The organism is Rhizobium sp. 11_C7_N12_5 (assembly GCF_051811145.1).
GTDB lineage: Bacteria > Pseudomonadota > Alphaproteobacteria > Rhizobiales > Rhizobiaceae > Rhizobium > Rhizobium lusitanum.
Genome location: NZ_JBPWPY010000003.1, coordinates 1,035,804 through 1,057,194, shown reverse-complemented (window position 1 = coordinate 1,057,194; position 21,391 = coordinate 1,035,804). Strand labels below are relative to the sequence as shown.

Here is a 21,391-nt window from a genome sequence, read left to right as displayed (position 1 = left end):
TGATCGCAAACGGCACAACTACTCCCCCCGATTCTCAACGTCAGACTGCAACAGCCTATAACGTCGCATTAGCACACCGCGGCTGACGTAAAGTCAAGCAGTACACTTAACAAGGTGTTCTTTAGGTGAGTTAACCATCGGTAAAATAATTCTGCGACGGTGCATAACCGGCTATATCAGCGAGGTTAACGAAGTATTGCAATCAACCGGTTCCCGTAATTGATTGCGGCACATTACGAAACACCGGGAACCAGATCCATGGACGACTTGCGCATTTCGACCGTAGACCACGAAGCTGCTTCGCATGATTTCGCATCAGGTGGCCGGGATGCGAGCGTTGCAGCCGATATCAGCTCCGATCATTTGCTGCCGTTGTCGCAGAATGCTGATGTCGCTGCGTTCGAGGTGGCACAAACCGAGGAGCAGCAGGCGAATGGCAAGACGGGGCGCCTGAGCGCCAACGACCCACAAAACGCCGTCGCTCGTCAGCCGGTCCAGATCGTGCCCGACAATGGCAATGTGGTCCATCTGCCGCCGAATACCTCCATCGACGACATTCATGTCGAGGGACGTAATCTTGTTCTCGTCCAGGCTGACGGTACGCGCATTATCATTATCAATGGAGCGCTGCACGTTCCAACCTTCCTGATCGGTGAAGTCACACTGCCGCAGCAGGCCGTCGTCGCCGCACTGCAGCAGCAGGGTATCAACGTTGCTGAAGGTCCCGACGGTTCGGTTCACGCCGGCAATAGCACGGATTCCGGCCACCAGTTCACGGACAGCCAGGCTGGGAATGCCCGTACGCCGCTTAACCTGATTGGCCTTCTCGGTCCCGGCGACATAATCGGCGGCGGTAACGGCGCCAATCTGTCCGGCACCCAGACTCGTGTTCCGTTCATCGATCAGCAGGCGACCGAAACGGCTTCGCTGATCGAAAGCGGCAGCAGCACTGGCGCCTTCCTTACGACCAGCAGTACCGGCCGCTTCGGCTTCGGCGGCAATAATGCCGCGATCACGACCGTCACGCTGGTCGGAGAGGCAGAAATCACCGGCAGCGGCACGCAGCAGCTGTCGGGTCTAACCTCCGGCGGCATTCCCGTTGTCGTCACCCAGAGCGGACAGACCGTCACCGGCGTCGCCAATGGCCTCACCGTCTTCACGCTGGTATTCAACGCTTCGACCGGCGACTATACTTTTACCCAGCTCGCTGCCCTGGACCATCCTCGGGGTGCCAATGCGTCGAGCGATGTGCTTCAGCTTCAATTCCGGTATACGGTCTCCGACACGAGCGGCCATACGGTTGCGTCAGTCGCGAGTGTCGACATTACAGACAGCGTGCCGGTTGCGGCCGCAGGGACTGCGGGTTCGGTCACCGAGGCGGCCCTGGCTTCTGGCAACGCAGCCCTAAGCCATGACACAGGCGCAGCGGCGGCCACCGGCTCGCTTAACATTTCCTGGGGCGCAGACAGCTCAAATAGCAACCAGTCAGGCCTCGGCGATCGCTCGGTTGCCTTCACCAGTGCAGCGGTCGCGGCACAGGGCCAGGACGGTGAAGCGCTGAACTCGCATGGTCTTGCCGTCCATACGGCGCTGCTGGCCGACGGCACTCTGGTTGGCTATACCGGCGAGACCGCTCCGACGACGATCTCCGCATCCAACGTCGTCTTCTACGCGACGGTGTCGGACACCGACAACGGCCACTACAACTTCACCCTCGTGCAGTCGCTCGACGACGCCAAGGGCTCGGACGCCATCAAGCTGACTTTCGGTTACACAGCAACCGATTCTGACGGCGATAGCGCCGCGAACACCTTCACCGTCACTGTCGCCGACGACAAGCCTGTCGCCGCAACCGGCGATGCAGGCTCGGTCACGGAAGGCGCGTTGGCAAGCGGCAACGAGAACCCGCATGTCGGGACCGACGCCGTCACCACCGGCTCGCTCAACATCTCCTGGGGCGCAGACAATGCCAACACCGACCAGTCGGGCGCCGGCGATCGTTCGGTTGCCTTCACCAGTGCAACGGTCGCGGCACAAGGCCAGGATGGTGAAGCGCTGAGCTCGCATGGTCTTGCCGTCCATACGGTGCTGCTGGCCGACGGCACTCTGGTTGGTTACACCGGTGAGGCCGCTCCGACGGCGATCTCCGCATCCAACGTCGTCTTCTACGCGACGGTGTCGGACACCGACAACGGCCATTACAACTTCACCCTCGTGCAGTCGCTCGATGACGCCAAGGGCTCGGACGCCATCAAGCTGACTTTCGGTTACACAGCAACCGATTCTGACGGCGATAGCGCCGCGAACACCTTCACCGTCACTGTCGCCGACGACAAGCCTGTCGCCGCAACCGGCGATGCAGGCTCGGTCACGGAAGGCGCGTTGGCAAGCGGCAACGAGAACCCGCATGTCGGGACCGACGCCGTCACCACCGGCTCGCTCAACATCTCCTGGGGCGCAGACAATGCCAACACCGACCAGTCGGGCGCCGGCGATCGTTCGGTTGCCTTCACCAGTGCAACGGTCGCGGCGCAGGGCCAGGATGGTGAAGCGCTGAGCTCGCACGGTCTTGCCGTCCATACGGTGCTGCTGGCCGACGGCACTCTGGTTGGCTATACCGGCGAGGCCGCTCCGACGACGGTTGCAGATGCCAAGGGTGTGGTCGGCTCGAACATCGTCTTCTACGCGACGGTGTCGGACACCGACAACGGCCACTACAACTTCACCCTCGTGCAGTCGCTCGACGACGCCAAGGGCTCGGACGCCATCAAGCTGACTTTCGGTTACACAGCAACCGATTCTGACGGCGATAGCGCCACGAACACCTTCACCGTCACTGTCGCCGACGACAAGCCTGTCGCCAGCGATGTCACCGTTGGCACAGGCAGCCTTTACGACACGGCGGCTGAGCAAATGCCGCTCCGCCCAATCGCCGAGCTCAGCGAAGGGCCGACACCGTCGGAGGGCGCCACCGACACCGTCAGTGGCGGATCGGGAAGCCTGTTTACCGCCGGCGCTGACGGCTTCCAGCAGGTTACCTTCACGGATCCGACCGGCCTCAAGGGCATCTACATCGATGTCAATGGCGTCGCTCACAAAGAAGGTCTGTCCTATAACACCACGACGGACAATCTGGGCAACACGATCTACACCGCAACCGGCAAGGAATCGGGCCATGTCCTATTCACACTGACCGTCGGTGCTGATGGCAGCTACACCTATGTCCAGTCCGGCGCTTTTGCGGATGCCAAGGGCTCCGACAACGAGAATTTCAAGATCTCCTTCGAAGTCACCGATGGTGATGGTGACAAGGCAATTGGCTCGCTGATGCTCAACGTCGCTGACAGCCTTCCGGTCGCCAATAATGTGACAGCAGACTCGGGCGTCCTCCACGATACCACGTCGACCTCCTCGGGGACGAATTCACCTTCCGTCCAGTTGCTTCTCGAGCAGCCGAGCGAGGGCGCGACGCCAACGGATGGCGCCAAGAGCAATGCCGACGGCGTGAGTGGCGCATCGGGTAGCCTGTTCACGACCGGGGCCGATGGCTTCGCGCGGCTGACTTTCAGCAATCCGACCGGGCTCAAGGCCATCAATATTGGTGAAAACGGCGTCGCGCACACGGAAGGACTGCATTACAGCACCTCGAGGGACGATTCCGGCAACACGATCTACACGGCGACCGGCAAGGATTCCGGCCACGTCATCTTCACGCTAACCGTCCATCCCAACGGCAGCTACACCTATGTCCAGTCCGGCGCCTTTGCTGACGACAAGGGCTCCGACAACGAGAATTTCAAGATCGGCTTTGAAGTCACCGATGGTGACGGCGACAAGGCAACGGGCTCGCTGACGCTCAACGTCGCCGACAGCCTCCCGGTCGCCAATAATGCTACGGCTGATCGCCTCGTTAACGAGGATATGCTCCCCGGGGGCAATTCCGACCAGGCCGACGAATACAACAGCGTCAGCGGCGCATCGGGCAGCCTGTTCAACATGGGCGCAGATGGGTTCAAGCGGGTCACGATTGCTCATTCGGATCTGCCGCAGCTGACCACGATCTATACCGATGCGGATGGCGTCGCGCATCAGGAAGCCGTGATCTGGAGCAAAGCGCCGGTTGCCGACGGCAGCACGACCTGGGTGGCCAGCAGCGCGCATCATGAGACCGTTGCCACGCTGACCATCAATGCCGACGGCTCCTACACGTTTTCGACTGGTGCGCCGCTCGCGCATCCGACCGCGCAAGTCGACGAAGAGACCCTGTCCCTGACATTCAACTTCACCGTCACCGATGGTGATGGCGACAAGGCTACGGGTTCGCTGACGGTTGGTGTCAAGGACGATGTGCCGATCGCCCATACGGTCGACAGCACTGCCTCGCCGCTCAACGACGACGCCCAGATCGGTGGAAATCTGGACGCCAACGACGCCAACGTGCATAGCGTCTCGGGCGCTGCCGGTGCGCTGTTCAGCGCTGGTGCTGACGGTTTTACAAGCGTCTCGATTGATCAGTCCAGCCTGCCGGCTTTGAAGGCGATCTACGTCGACGCCAACGGGTTCGCACAGCAGGAAGACGTTACCTGGGGCAAGCCGACGATTTCCGGCGGCGCGACAACCTGGATTGCTTCCAGCGCAAATCACGAGACGGTCGCCACGCTGACCATCAATGCTGACGGCTCCTACACATTCAGCACAGGCGCGCCGCTCGTCCACCCAACCTCCGGCACGACGGAAGAAGGCTTGCCGCTGACCTTCACCTTCACGGTGACCGATGGCGACAATGATACATCCACCGGCTCGCTGACCTTGCATGTCACGGATGACGTGCCGCTGGCACACACCGTCACTGTGACCGGGGTGACGCTGAACGATGATGCCCTAAAGGGCGGAAATCCCGACACAGTTGGCGTAACGGACACCGATACGGTCAGCGGCACGAGCGGCACGCTCTTTACTGGTGGCGCGGATGGCGTTCATCAGGTCACGCTCGGAGCGACGACCGATTTCGGCGCCATCTATACCGGCAAGGACGGATTTGCGCATGTCGAGTCGGTTGTTTGGGGCAGCCCGACGACTGCGGCGGGCGGTGAGACGATCTGGATCGCGACCGGCAAGGACAGCGGCCAGACGGTCGCGACGCTGACGATCGGCACGGATGGTTCCTACAGCTTCACGCTCAGCGCGCCGGTCGCTCATCAGGCAAGCCAGACTGCGGAAAATACACAGGATCTGTCCTTCAACTTCACGGTCACCGATGGTGACAGCGATACAGCCAGCGGTTCGCTGACGGTCACCGTCAAGGACGACGCGCCGATCGCCTTTAAGGTCGATACCACATCAACGCCGCTCAACGACGATGCGCAGGCGCATGGCAACCTGGATGGCGCCGCCGACGCGAAGACGATCAACGGTAATGCCGGGGCTCTGTTCTCTGCCGGTGCCGATGGCGTCATGAGCGTATCGATGGACAATCTGCCGACGCTGAAGGCGATCTATCTCGACAGCCATGGCATCGGCCATCAGGAAAACGTAAGCTGGACCTCGTCTGCGACGAACGGTGTGACGACCTGGACGGCAACCGGCGCCTCCAGCCATGCCACCGTTGCGGTTCTGACGATCAATTCGGACGGTTCCTATAGCTTCACCGCTGATGCGCCGCTTGTTCATTCGGCGTCGTCGACGACCGAAGATAGCCTGACGCTGAATTTCGGCTTCACGGTTACGGATGGCGATGGCGATACGGCAAAGGGCTCGCTGGCGATCGCCATCACCGACGACGTTCCCGTTGCCTCCGGCGCAACCGTCGCGGCCAGGGCCGACGAAGGCGACATTTACAATCTCCTGTCGCATGGCAACAGCGCGCTCGACGGCACACATGACGGATCGTCCTCGCAGCCGGCACTGTTCGGTCTCGGTTTTGCGGCCACGGTATCCGGCTCCGTTGCGTCCACCGTCTCCTTCGGTGCCGATGGCGCAGCACCCGGCGGCGGCTTCAGCTTCACTGCCAATGCGGCATCGACACTTGCCGCCCTGCATCTGACTTCGGGTGGCGGCGCGCTCTCCTATGCCGTCGTCAACAATGTGATCATCGGCTATGTCGATAACGATCACCACAGCGGCTACAATCCGTTTCTCGACCGCCCGGTCCTGTCATTGACGTTGTCCGGCGATGGTAGCTTCACTTTCCAGCAATACGATCAGCTCGACAATGTCGCGGGTCCCGGCAACGATCTGCGCTCCGGCAATAGCTCGATCTCGGCCATCGACTTCGGTTCCGTCATCCAGGCAACTGACGGCGACGGTGACAGTGCGACGCTGACCGGCGCTTTGAAAGTCACGATCGTCGACGACATGCCGAAGGTCGATCTGGCCCTGACTGGCTCGATCACCATCGACGAGAGCGGCAGCGGCGACAACGACGTAAGCGCCACCTATGCAGTTAAAAGCCTGTTTGCCGGCATCACCGGCGGCAGCGATCCACACATGTCGACAGTCTACGCACAGCATAACGTCGTCTCTCCGTCGGTTTCGATGGGTGCCGACGATGCGTCGGGCGCGACGAGCAGCCTGAGGCTTCATATCGACAATGCCGACTCCGGCTTGACGACGACGGCAGGTCAGGCGATCACGCTTTCGCAGCTTGCCGATGGCACGGTTGTCGGCAAGATCGCCGATGGCGAAATCGCCTTTGCGATCCGCATCGACAACAGCGGCAAGGTCAGCATCGCCCAGTACATGGCGCTTGCTAACCCGAACACGTCGAAGTCGGATGGCGACACGGTTGATCTCACCGATAAGCTCTCGGCGGTTCTCAGTGCAACCGATAGCGACGGCGACACCGTCGCCAGGTCTGTTTCTATCGGCAGCAGCATTCATTTCGACGATGCCGGCCCTTCGATCGCTGGTGGCATTTCGGCAAAGACGCTTGTCGAGCACGATCTTTTGACCAATTCGGGTTCGCTGTCGCCTTCGGGCATCAGCACCGGCGATGTTGCGCTCAATCTCGCCTTCGGTGCTGACGGCCCGGCCGCCCATGCTGCTACCTTCGTAGCGCAATCGAACGGCAGCTATTTCACCGCGAGCTACGGCAACAATCAGACGCTGGATGCGACAAAGCTCAGCTCTGGCGGCCACGCGCTGTCCTACTCGCTCAGCGGTGACGGCATGACGCTGATCGCCTATACCGGCAGCGATGCCGCCGACCAGTCGAGCTGGGTCTTCAAGGTTGCTCTGTCTCAAGACGGTAGTCACGCCAGCGGTGCCTACAACTTCACGCTCTATAAGGGGCTCGACGACGTCAACGGTCAGGTCAACCTCGCGGATATCAAGCTAACCTTCCAGGTTGCTGGCCATGACGGCGACGGCGACACGACGAACGGCACACAGAGATTTACGGTCGATGTGATCGATGATGTGCCTACTCTGGTTGATCATTCCTCCGTTTCCGCAAGTGTTTCGGAAACGGCGATCAATGCGCCGATAGTGACGACGGGATCATACATAATCGATTTCAGCACGGTCACCCCAGCGGCTGCAGGCCTGACGATTACTGAAGGCAGCGTTGGTCACGGCCACGCTGGTCAGTCGTCTAACAACGGCGATATCGTGCTCGCATCCAACGCGGGGACGACGTTCGTCGTCACCCAGATGGACATAACTGAGTCCACGCGGGGTCATTCCCCAACCCAGCCAGTCACTATCATCGGCATCGGGGCGGATGGCAAAACTTATACCACGACGTTCACACCAACTAACGGCAATACGACTTTTTCGGTTACCGCGGGGTCCCCTCTTTACAACGTACAGCTGACGTCGATTACAGTCTCTCCGCATGACGCCGCCCGGGCGATCACACTCGACAACATTCATGTCATCGACACGACGACGATACCCACCAATGCCCCCGCCGAGACGACTCTGGATCTGACCTCACTGGTGCATGCCAGCGCCGACGGCCCGATGGCCTGGTCGGTGAACGCGATCACCGCCGGAACCTCTTCCGGCAACCTGACCGGTGGAACCGGGTTGACCTACAACGGCACGGCCATCACGCTTGCCAGCGCGGATGGGCACACGATCACCGGCTCGGCCGGAGGCGTCACGGTCTTCACGTTGACTGTCGATCCTACCAGTGGTCATGCCACGTTCGACCTGTACCATCCGATCGACGGCGGCAAGACGCTGCCGCTCGACTTCTCGAAATATCTGACGGCGACGGATTTCGACGGCGATTCCGTCGCCTTAGGCAGCGGTTCCGCAACCATCGTCGTTCAGTCGGCGACGGACAGCCTTCCGACGATCTCTTCGGCGAGCCTGGTGTCAAGCGTCAGCGAAAGCGGCTTACAGGGTGGAACGGGGACGGCCGGCGTCGCCAACGTCCATTCGGGTAGTATTGCGATCACCGCGGGCGATGCACCTTCGACGGTGACAATCGGCGGCCATACATTCAATGTTGGCGCAGTCATCGCTCATGGTGATGCCAATGCCAACATTCAGGGCACTTATGGAACGCTACATATCGTCAGCGTCACCGCAACGGCCATCAATTACATCTATACGCTGACCGCGGCAACGAACGGCGCGAGCAATCATGACGACTTCGCGGTTAAAATCAGCGACGCGCCGATTGACGGAGAAAGCCATACCGCGACACTGACCTTCAACATCAGCGACGACAAACCGATCGCAAGCACCGTTTCGCTTGGGTCTATGCTTGAGAACGACAACCCAACCTTTACTCTTGCTGCGGGCACCATCGCTTTCGGTGCCGATGGGGCGGCTGCGAGCGGTGCGATCCATGTCGATAGCGTCAAGGCCACGGGTGATCTTGCCGGCTTGACGTTGAGCCCGTCGATGATCTCGATCGACGCAGGCCATGTGACTATCACACCCGGAACTGCATTCGATGCCCTGTCAGTTGGTCACACATCGATCCTGTCGATCGGATATACCTTGACCGATGGTGACGGCAGCAAAAGCAGCGGTACGTTCAGCATCAAGATCAACGGCACGAACGATGCTGCGGTGATCATGGGTGACGTGTCTGGCAGCGTGACGGAGGCCGGTGGCGTCGATAATGGGACGGTCGGGGTGCCCGCGGCGAGCGGGGTGCTTTCGGCGACGGACGTCGATAGCAATCCTTCGTTTACGGCGCAAAATAACGTGGCGACGAGCTACGGTCATTTCACGATCGGCGCTGACGGTCACTGGAGCTACCTGCTGGATAACAGTAACAGTGCCGTCCAGGCGCTGAACAGCACCGGCAGCAACACGAAGCTGCACGACATCGTCACGGTGACGACGGCGGATGGCACGTCCCAGCAGATCGACATCACCATCAACGGCACGAACGATGCACCGACGATTAAGCTTGTCGGTAACGACAGCGCCATTGGCAGTGTGACCGAGGCTGGTATTGGTGTGGCCGACGACACCGCTCACAACACGGCGACCGGCCATGTGACCGGCGCTGATGTCGACAGCCCGTCGATTAAGTGGTCGCTGGTCGCCGGCAATGGCCAGACCGGCAATGTCGATGGCTCCGTGACCGGTGCTTACGGCACGCTGAGCGTCGATCAGAACGGTAACTGGACCTATCACGTGGATCAGTCGAAGGCCGATCCGCTCACGGCTTCGAGCCATCCACAGGAAAGCTTTACGGTTCAGCTGAGCGATGATCAGGGTGGTATCACGACGCAGACGGTCGTGGTGACGGTCAACGGTACGAACGATGCTCCGACCATTGCGCTTGTCGGTAACGACAGCGCCGCCGGCAGCGTGACCGAGGCTGGTATTGGTGTGGCCGACGACACCGCTCACAACACGGCGACTGGCCATGTGACCGGCGCTGATGTCGACAGCCCGTCGATTAAGTGGTCGCTGGTCGCCGGCAATGGCCAGACCGGCAATGTCGACGGCTCCGTGACCGGTGCTTACGGCACGCTGAGCGTCGATCAGAACGGCAATTGGACCTATCACCTGGATCAGTCGAAGGCCGATCCGCTCACGGCTTCGAGCCATCCGCAGGAGAGCTTCACGGTTCAGCTGAGCGATGGTCAGGGTGGTATCACGACGCAGACGGTCGTGGTGACGGTCAACGGTACGAACGATGCTCCGACCATTGCGCTTGTCGGTAACGACAGCGCCGCCGGCAGCGTGACCGAGGCAGGCGTTAATGTTGCCAACGACACCGCTCACAATACGGCGACCGGCCATGTGACCGGCGCTGATATTGATAGCCCGTCCTTGACGTGGTCGGTGGCAGCGGGCAGCGGCCAGACGGGTAACCTGGACGGATCGGTGACCGGTACCTACGGCACGTTGAGCATCAGCTCGAACGGTATCTGGACCTATAACTTGGATCAGTCGAAGGCCAATCCGCTCACGGCTTCGAGCCATCCGCAGGAAAGCTTTACGGTTCAGCTGAGCGATGGCCAGGGTGGCATCACGACGCAGACGGTCGTGGTGACGGTCAATGGTACGAACGATGCTCCGACGATTAAGCTTATCGGTAACGACAGCGCCATTGGCAGTGTGACCGAGGCAGGCGTCAATGTTGCCAACGACACAGCCCACAATACGGCGACCGGCCATGTGACCGGCGCTGATGTGGATGGCCCGTCGATTAAGTGGTCGCTGGTCGCCGGCAATGGCCAGACCGGCAATATCGACGGCTCCGTGACCGGTGCTTACGGCACGCTGAGCGTCGATCAGAACGGTAACTGGACCTATCACCTGGATCAGTCGAAGGCCGATCCGCTTACGGCTTCGAGCCATCCGCAGGAGAACTTCACGGTTCAACTGAGCGATGGTCAGGGTGGTATCACGACGCAGACGGTCGTGGTGACGGTCAATGGCACGAACGATGCAGCGTCGATCTCCGGCACGGCAAGCGGCTCGGTCACCGAAAATGGCCAGTTGACGGCCACCGGTGTGTTGAACGTTGCCGATGTGGACTATGGTGAGAACCATTTCCAAACACCATCGTCGCTGAATGGGACCTATGGTACGTTCACATTTAATGCCACGACCGGGGTTTGGGGCTACGCGCTCAACAATTCCGCGGCAAATGTGCAGGCATTGAACGCAGGCCAAACTGTTACGGACAAATTGACAGTTGCCTCCGTGGACGGAACGGCTTCACAGGATATTGTTGTGTCCGTCCACGGCGCAAAGCAACCTGTGTCGGCGCCAAACATCATCGGCGTTACCGACAACTACGGCCCGATCCAAGGCAACCTTGCAAATGGTGCGATCACCGACGATACCACCCTTGGTATCCGGGTGAGCCTGAGCGGAACCGGTGCCGTCGCTGGGGATACGGTGCAGCTCTATAACAATACGACTGTGCTTGGCCCGGTAGTCATCTTGACATCGGCGAATATCAGCAATGGGTACGTCGATATTGCCACACCGACGCTGAAGAATGGATCGACTTACAACTTCCGGGCCTCGATCACGGATGCCGGCGTACCAACCGCGCTCTCGCCGAGCGACGTCTATGATATCAAGATCGACACGACTCACCCAACACTTGTCATCACGCAGAATAGCGGCGTGATGACTTTCACCTTCAGTGAGGCGGTGTCTGGGTTCAATATCAATGATGTCACTCAAAATAATAATTACTCACTATACGACTTCAAGCATGTCGGCGTGAATGCCTCCGGTCAGGACATCTATACAGCGAGTATTTGGAACTGGAACAACGGCTGGAAGTCTGCCTCAGTTTCGGGAGACAGCTATGCCGATCTTGCCGGCAACGCCGGCACAGACAGCAATGTGGTGAATTTCAAGCCGGCCGGTATGTCCGGCCAGGCGATCAATCTCGCTCTTGGCGATCCGTCTAACCACGTCGGTGCGGTGACGATGAGCATTGCCGGAGTACCGGCAGGCTGGACGCTGAGCGAGGGCACGCACAATGCCGATGGTACCTGGTCCGTCGTGACGAATAATCCGTCGTCGCTGACGGTGACCTCGCCCGATGGTGTAACCGGCGCGGTGGTCCTCCAGATCACAGAGACCTGGATCAATGCGGACGGCACAACCGGTATGGCCACAGTGGCGGACAATGTCGAAGCCTATGCCAAGGGTTCGCCGATCTTCGCCTGGTCGGGCGACGATACGCTCACCGCATCGAGCGGCAACGACACGCTGGTCTTTGCAAATACTATCGGCGAGGACGTCGTGCACAACTTCGATGTGGCGCATGACAAGATCGACCTAATCGGCTTTGCGGGCTTCGACAGCTTCGCGGACGTTCTGGCCCATCTGTCGAGCGATGCATCCGGCAGTGCCGTCATCACGCTAGGCAATGGTGAGACCATCACCTTGGCAGGTGTCAGCGCCGCGGCTCTTACGGCGGATGACTTCCTCTTCAACGAAGAGGTCATAACACACAATGCCGGGGACATGGTGGTCGCCAACGGAGCGCTGATGCCGTTCAGTGGCACGCTCGATAACACCGGCAGCATCCATCTCGCCTCGATGGGAAGCGAGACGGCCTTCGAAATTGTCCAGCACGGCCTCACGCTGACCGGCGGCGGCACGGTGATCTTGTCTGACGATGCGCACAACGTCATCTTCGGCAGCGGTGACAGTGTCACGCTCACCAATGTCGACAACATTATCTCGGGTGCCGGTCGGCTCGGCGATGCTCACCTGAGCCTGGTCAACGAGGGCACGATCATTGCTGACGGCAGCCACGCACTTGTTATCGACACTGGCGTGAACGCGGTGAACAACACCGGCATGCTTGAGGCGACCGGGGCTGGTGGCCTCGACATACACAGCAGCGTCATCAATGAGGGCGTACTGTGGGCGAATGGCGGGAACATTGATCTCGAAGGCAATGTCAGCGGCCGCGGCACGGTGTTGCTGTCGGGTCACGCCAGCCTCGAAATCGGCGGCTCGTTCAGCCAGGCGATCAGCCTCAGCACGGACGCCCAGGCCACCATCACCATCGATCACGCTGTTGCTTTTACCGGCACGATCGCAGGTCTCGATGGCAACGATGCCTTGCGGTTCGGCGACATCTCCGCTGCAACGGCAAGCTTCTCCTATACCGAGAACGCGGCAAAAACCGGCGGCGTGCTGATCGTCACCGACGGCGCCCATATTGCCACCGTCGGCCTAACTGGCGACTACTCGGCCAACGACTTCTTACTCAGCCACGACGGCGCCTATGCCGAGATCGATTTCAGAGGTGTCGGCCAACTCTACGGCACCGACGGCAACGACACGTTGACGAGCGGCGGCGGCTACACGATGACCGGCGGCGCTGGCGCGGATACCTTCGTGCTCGATGCCAAGGCCCTGCACAACCTGAACATGGCCGATGTCATTACCGACTTCAGTCCGAAGGGAGAGGGCGACAAGTTGGATGTCTCTAACCTTTTGAACGCGCTGGTCGGCGATCATCCGGGCATGACCGAGGCGAGTGCAGTCGCGTCGATGACGGCGGCGGTCGACACAGCATCCAATTCGACGAAGATCAGCGTCAACACCGGTTCGGAGACCCATGTGGTGGCCACGCTGCAGAACTACACGCCAGCGGGGCACGACGCCGTGCATGTGCTGTTCAATAACCACGACGAGCAACTTGCCACCCATGCGCAGACCGCTGGCGCCTGACGCCTTTTTGTCGGATCCATATCTCGAAGCGGCGCTTTTTGAAGGCGCCGCTTTTTTTGAAGTCGATGCCGCCGCGACTAACTATCTTTAGACAATCGCCGCAACGAAGTTGCCTCAGCGGCGATCCGTCGACCTATTTGCGGGCCAATCTTGCAGAAGAAGCCAGCGCTGCACCGCTCATCGCGGCGAGCCTTGCTCGGGTAATCAGGGCGGCCTTTGTCACCGCCAAAGAGGACAAAGCTTCTCGTAGACGTCGCGATAGCGACGATACGCCTTTCTGTAATTGGGCCGATTTTCCGCATTCGGCCGCAACTGTTCGGCGAAGGTGACCAAACCGGTAATGCCGCTCCAGTCGTCCGTCAGACCTGCACCGATGGCGGCCGTCCAGGCCGCGCCGATACAGGAGCCCGGATGGCCGGATAGGCGTTGGACAGGAACTTCCAGGACATCGGCAACGATCTGCATCCAGATCTTGCTTTGCGCGCCGCCGTCCGAGACGAAAAAGCGGACCGGGTTATGGCCCATGTCGATGAGGACCTCGATATGGTGCCGGATGGCATAGGCATAGGATTCGAGCAGGGCCCGCCAGATATGGCCGAGATCATGCGACAAGGTCAGACCTTCGACCACGCCGCGTGCGGCGGGATCGTGGATGGGCGTTTTCTCGCCGAGCAGATAAGGCAGGATCGTCAGCCCATCGGCGCCGGCATTTTTTTTATCCGCCATCCTGTCAAGGTGCTGGTGGATCGTCAGCCCGGCGGCGTTCGCGGCTTCTTTTTCCCCACCAGCAAAGGTTTCAATGAACCAGTTCAGCGCCGAGCCGCCGGTCGACATGCATCCATTTGGCATGAAAAGTCCCGGCACCAGGTGGTAGTCGAGGAAAAGGCGGGTGTCTGGGCGCACGACATCTGTCGCCGTCAAAATATCGACGGCGCCGCCGAATTTGAGAAGCACATCGCCCGCGTCGACGACGCCAGCGCCAAGCGCCGAAGCGATCATGTCGGCCGCTCCGGCAACGACCGGAGTTCCGATCGCAAGGCCGGTCTCGCGCGCGCCTCTTTCATCGATTTGACCCGTGATCGCGTGCGACGCTCGCTTCGGCGGGATGGCCGAGCGCGGTATATGCGCGAGTGCGACGAGGGTGTCGTCGATCTCGTGCCGCGTAATATCGACGAATCCCGCTTCGAGTGCCCAGTTCTGCTCCACGGCAAGCGCGCCCGTTAGCCGGTAGTTGATATAGTCGTAAGAGCCGAGAACCGCCGAAATGCGCTTGAAATTCTCTGGTTCATGGCGTTCGATCCATCGCAACTTAGCCGTAACGAGCTGCTGGTTGATGCCGTTTCCCGCTTTTGCCAGGAATGCCTCTTCATCGCATTCGACCTTCAGTTCGCCTACCTCAAGACCACAACGTCCGTCGCTCTGCTGGATGCTAGGCCGGATTACCGTCCCGGCAGAATCGAGCAGCACCACGGCCGGAAGCATGCCTGTCGTGCCGATTGCCATGATGTCGCTTGCCTGCACCCCGCTCTTTTCCAGAAGCTCCGGAACGATCGAGCGAACGTTTTCCCACCACTCAGCGGGATCCTCCTCCGCCCAGCCGATCTGCGGTGATCGCAGGGAAACGGGACGGGACGCGGTGGCAAGGATCTTGTCGGGCAGTCGCAGCAGAATGCCGATGGTCGAGGTCGTTCCGATATCGAGGCCAAGAACCATGGTCATTCGCCAATCTCCAATCTAGCGCAGCGTTTCGACCAAATCCATGAACCGCTTGACGCGACTGCCGTCAACGGCGTTCCACGTATTGCCGTCGATCTTGAAATGCGTGCCGATCACCACGCCTTGCGCGATGGATAGGACATCGCGGACATTGTCGAGATTGACGCCGGTGTTTGCGAAGACCGGCACGTCCGTCACGGCCTCGCAGACCGAGCGCAAGTCGGACTGTTCGGCGGGCTGACCGGTAATCGGACCGGACACCAGGATCGCGTCAGCGAGCGATGAGAATACCGCGCTTCTGGCCCGCAGTGCGATGGGTCGTTGATCGAGCGAATAGGCAAATTCGGCATTGATGTTGAAAAGCAGTTTCATGTCGTCGCGACGAAGCGAACTGCGAAGTCGCGATGCGCTCGCGCAGTCCGGCTGCCATAACCCCATGTCAGAGGCAAACAGGCCGGTGAAGATTTCCCGCACGAAACTCGCCCCGGTCACCGCACCGATGGCGACGCTTGCCGACGGATCCCAAAGATAGTTTACGCCAAAGGGAACCTTGATGGCGGGTTTGATCGCCTGAACGATGGCAGTCATCGCGGCGATGCTTTCGGGGGAAGCCTTGAAAACATAGGGTCGATCGTTTTCGTTGCCGAACATGATGGCATCGACTCCGCCGTCCTGCAGTTTCTCGACATCCGTCATGACGTCGTCGATCAGCTTCTGAACGCCGCCGTCCGCATTATAGAGCGGCGAGCCGGGAAGCGCACCAATATGCGCCATGGAGATCACGACCTTCTTGCGGTCGCCAAAGCAATCAAAGACCATTGTTTTTTCCTTCCTTGCAGGAATGCCGATATCCGGATTGAGATAAGCCGGGGTCAGGCATATGCGTGTTTCCAGAGTTCGAGTTTATCGGGTAGTCTGTGGAGTTCGCCCCTCATTCCTAAGCCGCAACGCTCTGGCGGTAGGCACGCCAGCCACCATGAACGGTGATGTCGGGCTGACCGGCGATGGCCGTGCTTTCGCACAAAAAGCCGGTGACTTCCGTGCCATCCTCAAGCGAGAGCTTTCCGACGCCCAGGGGAGCCGGAATACGGGCGATGAAATCGCCAAAGCCGGCAGCTGGCAAAGCCCAGATTTCGACCGTGATGGGACCGCCGCCCTCCCTCGCGCGGATGAGACCCGGTTTGGGTGGTGCGGTGCCACTCAAGGCATAGAGCCTGTAGGCATTGCTTGTCTTGGCCGTCCGCCGGAAGACGCCGCCGCGTGTCGTCAGTTCGTGATTGAGCGGCATGCCGGAAAGATGGGCACCGACTACGGCAATCTCGCGATAATCTTCATCGAGCGGCCGGGCTGCAGTGTTGGGGTAGGGATTGTCGAACATGGCGAGCGGAAGCCCCGTGGCGCGGTGGAAAGCAGCGGCGATCCCCGCCGCTTTGGCCTCCTCGAACCCTGGCGCGAGAAACGTCACGCCCAACGGCAATCCGTCGTCGCGGAAACCGTTGGGGACGGCAATGCCGCAGAGGCCCATCAGGTTGACGAAGTTCGTGTAGATGCCGAGCCTGGCGTTCAACGCGATCGGGTCGCCGGCGATCTCATCCTTCGTGTAGATGGTTGGTGTCGTCGGCACCATCAGGACGGCAATATCCTCCCAGATGGGCCGCGTGTCGCGCTTGAGTTCGGCAATGCGGTGGATGGCTGCAAAAGTATCGAGGGCCGTGAACTTGCCTGAATTGGAAAGGATCTGCCGTGTCACGGGGTGAATGGCATCGCGGTGTTCTTCCAGCACGGCATCGAGACTGAGGGCGCGCTCGCAAATCCAGGGGCCTTCGTAGAGAATGCGTTGCGTTTCCTCAAAGGGGGTGAAATCGACCTCTACCACCTCTCCGCCTAGGGCCTGCATCCGAGCAACGGCTTCGCGAAACAGGCGCTCGGCCTCGGTGTCGCCGAAGAAGCGAAGGGCAGCCCCGTTCGGAATGCCGAAGCGGAATCGTGGCGGCGGCGCAGCGGGCGTCAGTTTGACCGCGTCCGCTTCAGGCTTGGAAAACGGATAGGTAGGGTCATAGCCGGCGATCAGCTCCGTCACCTTCATGCCGTCGTCGACGGTGAGTGCGAAAACCGCAAGCGTCTCGATGGTCTTGACGCAGCCGCCGCCGGAGACGCAGGCATTGCTGACGAGACCCGGCGTCGGCTTGATGCCGACGATATTATTGAAGCCGGCAGGCACCCTGCCGGACCCGGCGGCGTCATTGGCGATCGAGAAGCTTGAAAGGCCGGCAGCGACCGAGACGGCAGAGCCAGAGCTCGAGCCGCCGGAAATGTAGCGCTCGTCGAAGACCGATGAACAGGCGCCATAGGGTGTGCGCATGCCGACGAGACCGATGCCGAACTGGTCCATGTTGGTCTTGCCGATCAGGATGGCGCCAGCATCGAACAGCCGGGTGATCGCTTGCCCACTGGACGTGGCAACGTATGCGCTTTCTTTCAGCGCATTTGTGGTGGGCAAGCCGATAACGTCGTTGCAATCCTTGACCGAGAACGGGATGCCCCAAAGGGGCCGCCCATCATAACCCTCAGCTTCAAGAGCTGCCGCGGCCTTCAATGCGTCTTCTCGCGATATCAGATGAATCCAGACGTGATCGTCACCACGCGAGGCGATACGGTTATAGATGGCGGAGATGACAATAGTTGGCGTCAGTGTGCCGGCAGCGTAGGCCTCGGTTAATGTGTCGAGATCGAGACTGCCGGTTGCGGCAGACCAGTCTGGCTTGGACATGGAACGCTCCTCAAGCTTTTGTCAGTGCCGCATGGACAGCGGCGGCGGCGGCAACGGTGCCGAAGAGGCCATTGCCGAATGTGGTGATGCGCAATTGCGCGGTGTGGCGCGGCTCGCTCGTGCCCTGGCAAGCATCTGAAACGGCAAGGCACTCGAAACCCATATCGTTGGCGGTGCGCTGGGTGGCGTGCACCAGACCTTCCGTCGGCAATCCGGCAATCAGAAGATTGCGAACGCCACGGGCCTTCAACTGCTTTTCGAGGGTTGTCTTGTAGAAGGCGTTATCGCCGGGATGATCGATCACCAAAGCGGTGTGCGGCAGAACGAGTTGTGGCGGAAAAGCCCAGTCGTCGGAGCCTTCGGCCGGGACGACATCGCCCATGGTATGACGGCGGCGGGCGACCATGTCACCATCGGGCAAGGCGACACGGCGCGATGCCGCAACGAACAGGCCGCGGTCTCGGGCGGCCGCCAACAGGCGCAGCGCCACCGTAAAAGCCGGCGCGGCGGAGAGTGCCGAAATCGTGCCTCGCTGAAAGCCGAGCAGCAACAGGGCGCTATCGGCCGGTGACCAATATCCGTCGAAAGGCCAGTGATATGGCACGGCTTCAATCTGGCCGAAGGGTCTGACTCCGAGATCAGACATCGGCGCGCTCCAGCATGGTTTGGAAGGCGGCAAGGGAAGAGACCCCACCCCAACGACCGCCGTAAGCTTTGAGAATCTCAAGCGTCGCCAGATGGTTCGGTGTCTCGACCGCCGCCGTGCAATCCTCGAGCAAGACGCATTCGAAGCCACGCTCGAAACCATCCCGCATGGTCGACTGCACGCAGCAGTCTGAAGTGACGCCGGTGATCACCACACGGGAGACGCCACGCTTGTGCAGTTCCACCTCCAGATCGGTCTGATGGAACGCCGACTTTCCGGACTTGTCGATCACCAATTCGTCGGCCTGTGGTGCGAGTTCCGGGATGATCTGCCATCCAGGCTCGCCACGGACAAGAATCCGCCCAATGGCGCCCATATCGCCGATCCCCAGCCCATGAACGCGGGTGCGCCATTGTTTGTTGGCGTGGAGATCGGACAGATCAGGCAAATGCCCCTCGCGCGTGTGGATAACGGCGATGCCGGCGCTCCTTGCGGCTGCAAGTGCCTGGCTAATGGGCGGAATAACGGCGCGAGTGTTGGAAACGTCTTCGCCGAGCTGATCGATCCAGCCGCCGGCCGCGCAGAAATCGATCTGCATGTCGATGAGAATAATCGCCATCGCGCTTTTGACTGACGTGCCGCCAAGTGGCCAGAAGCTTGATACGGGGCGTTCGTTCATAGTGCCATGCCCTTTTCCGCGTCGAAGATGTGGATGGCCGACGGATCGACCGAGAAGGTCAGCGTCTCGCCCGCCGTGACCGAACGGCCACTGTCGATCATCGATCTCAGACGCGGACGGACCGACAGGAGATCCTTTTCCTCTTCGATCACGGTGGAAGGGATCATGGTGGCATCCTGAACATCGAGATGAACCAGAAGCGTTGCCCCCAGATCCTCGACAAAGGCGACGCGCGCCGAAATCGTGCCCGCCGCGCCGGTATCGCTTGTGAGCTTGAGGGCCTCGGGCCGGATGCCGACGATCACCTTGCGGCCTGACCTGATCTCGCAACGCTCGCCGGCTGCGCCGAGCGGCAGGGCGAACGCTCCGGCTTGAACCACCGGCCTTCCGCCTTCCGCCGCGATGGTGCCTTCCATGAAATTGATCGGCGGCGAGCCGATGAAGCTGGCAACGAACAGATTGACGGGCTTGTCATAGAGACGACGGGGGGTGTCGAGCTGCTGGAGGGTGCCCTTGTTCATCACTGCGACCCGATGCCCCATGGTCATCGCCTCGACCTGATCGTGCGTGACATAGACGGTCGTGACCGCGCTCATACGCTGCAACTTGGCGATTTCCGCGCGCATCTGGCCGCGAAGGCGGGCGTCCAGATTAGAGAGTGGCTCATCCATGAGAAAGGCATGGGGGGAGCGCACCAGCGCGCGACCCATGGCGACGCGCTGCCTTTGGCCACCGGACAGTCGGGCAGGCTTGCGATCCAGATACTCTGTGAGTTCAAGCAGTGCCGCAGTCTCGCGCACCTTCTTCTCGATGATCTCGCGCCTGACGTTGCGGACCTTGAGGCCGAAGGCGATGTTGTCGGCAACTGTCAGATGCGGATAGAGAGCATAAGACTGGAACACCATGGCGATATCGCGGTCGCGCGGCGCGAGATCGTTTGCCACCTGACCATTGATCCTCAGGGTTCCGCCGGTAATGTCTTCAAGACCCGCGATCATTCGCAGCGCCGTGGACTTGCCGCAGCCGGACGGTCCCACAAGAACCATGAATTCACCATCGATGATGTCGAGATTCAGCCCATGCAGCGCGGAATGGCCGCCCTCATAAGTCTTGGAGACATTCTCGAAGGAAATCTGGGCCATCGATCGGCTCCTATTGTACGCCGTTGGTCGCGCCCTGAACGAAATAGCGGTTCAGGAAAAGCGCCATCAGGACAATCGGAATGGTGGAGAAATGCGCCAGCGCACCAAGCGACCCCCAGGTCACATCCTTGGTGCCGTAGGCGGTCAGGAGGGCCACCGAGATCGGCTTGGAATCGAGCGTCGTCAGAAACATCGGGTAGAGGAAGTCGTTCCACGAAAACATCACGCAGAAGAGGATGCAGGCGATGATGCCGGAGCGAACAGCGGGGACCGCGACCTTCAAAAATGCGCCGATCTGCGTGCAGCCATCCGTCATTGCAGCTTCTTCCATATCTCGCGGAAGGGCGCGGAAATAAGAAAACATCATCCAGGTGACGAAGGCGCAGTTGAGCATTGTATTGATGATGATCACCGCCCACCAGCTTCCAAGCAGCCCTATGTCGCGCATCATGAGATAGAAGGGGATGAGGGCTGCAATGGCTGGAACCATGCGGATGGCGAGGAAGAAATAGGCAAAGAAACTGGCGTAACGGGAACGCGACCGTGCCAGCGCGTAACCAGCAGGCACCCCAAGGAGAAGCGAAAGAACGGTGGTGCCAAGGCTGATCACGATGGAGGATCGCAGCAGCGAGACGACATCGAAATAGGTCAATACTTTTCTAAACTGGTCTAGCGTCGGTTGGAAACCGAGCTTTGGTGGAATCGAGAAAATCTGGTTGGACGGCTTGTAGGCCGTGGTGATCAGCCAGAGCACCGGCAATAGAAACAGCATCGTGATGATCAGAACGGCAGTCCGCTCGAAC

General features: G+C 60.2%; 8 protein-coding genes. 1 reads left to right on the top strand and 7 read right to left on the bottom strand.

Translation table 11 applies throughout. The features are described from left to right. The first annotated feature begins 258 nt into the window (after window positions 1–258). Entirely contained in the window at window positions 259–13,635 is a 13,377-nt protein-coding gene (locus tag AB8B29_RS34310; protein WP_439007113.1) for a T1SS-143 repeat domain-containing protein, read from the top strand. Between the two features lie 219 nt (window positions 13,636–13,854). Here the strand turns inward: AB8B29_RS34310 and AB8B29_RS34305 are convergent, their stop codons facing one another. From AB8B29_RS34305 to AB8B29_RS34275, 7 genes are all read right to left on the bottom strand, one after another. Beyond that, the gene (locus AB8B29_RS34305) at window positions 13,855–15,354 is read right to left on the bottom strand and encodes an FGGY-family carbohydrate kinase (RefSeq protein ID WP_037200914.1); all 1,500 of its coding nucleotides are present in this window, start codon (window positions 15,352–15,354) and stop codon (window positions 13,855–13,857) included. Between the two features lie 15 nt (window positions 15,355–15,369). Next, window positions 15,370–16,170, bottom strand: a complete 801-nt coding sequence (locus tag AB8B29_RS34300; protein ID WP_037200917.1) for a BtpA/SgcQ family protein — start codon at window positions 16,168–16,170, stop codon at window positions 15,370–15,372. Window positions 16,171–16,288: 118 nt separating this feature from the next. Next, window positions 16,289–18,121 carry an allophanate hydrolase gene (gene atzF / locus AB8B29_RS34295; protein WP_112440840.1) on the bottom strand — a complete coding sequence of 611 codons (1,833 nt, stop codon included), beginning with the start codon at window positions 18,119–18,121 and terminating at the stop codon, window positions 16,289–16,291. A gap of 10 nt (window positions 18,122–18,131) precedes the next feature. Next, window positions 18,132–18,767: a cysteine hydrolase gene (locus AB8B29_RS34290; RefSeq protein WP_037200921.1), complete on the bottom strand. Its 636-nt coding sequence runs from the start codon at window positions 18,765–18,767 to the stop codon at window positions 18,132–18,134. Then, window positions 18,760–19,446, bottom strand: a complete 687-nt coding sequence (locus AB8B29_RS34285) for a cysteine hydrolase family protein (protein WP_037200923.1) — start codon at window positions 19,444–19,446, stop codon at window positions 18,760–18,762. Before AB8B29_RS34285 ends, AB8B29_RS34290 begins: the two co-directional genes overlap by 8 nt. Beyond that, the gene (locus AB8B29_RS34280) at window positions 19,443–20,588 is read right to left on the bottom strand and encodes a sn-glycerol-3-phosphate ABC transporter ATP-binding protein UgpC (protein ID WP_037200924.1); all 1,146 of its coding nucleotides are present in this window, start codon (window positions 20,586–20,588) and stop codon (window positions 19,443–19,445) included. Before AB8B29_RS34280 ends, AB8B29_RS34285 begins: the two co-directional genes overlap by 4 nt. A 10-nt stretch (window positions 20,589–20,598) precedes the next feature. After that, window positions 20,599–21,360, bottom strand: coding sequence for a carbohydrate ABC transporter permease (locus AB8B29_RS34275; RefSeq protein ID WP_439007147.1), 762 nt, complete (start codon window positions 21,358–21,360; stop codon window positions 20,599–20,601). Between the last annotated feature and the right edge of the window lie 31 nt (window positions 21,361–21,391).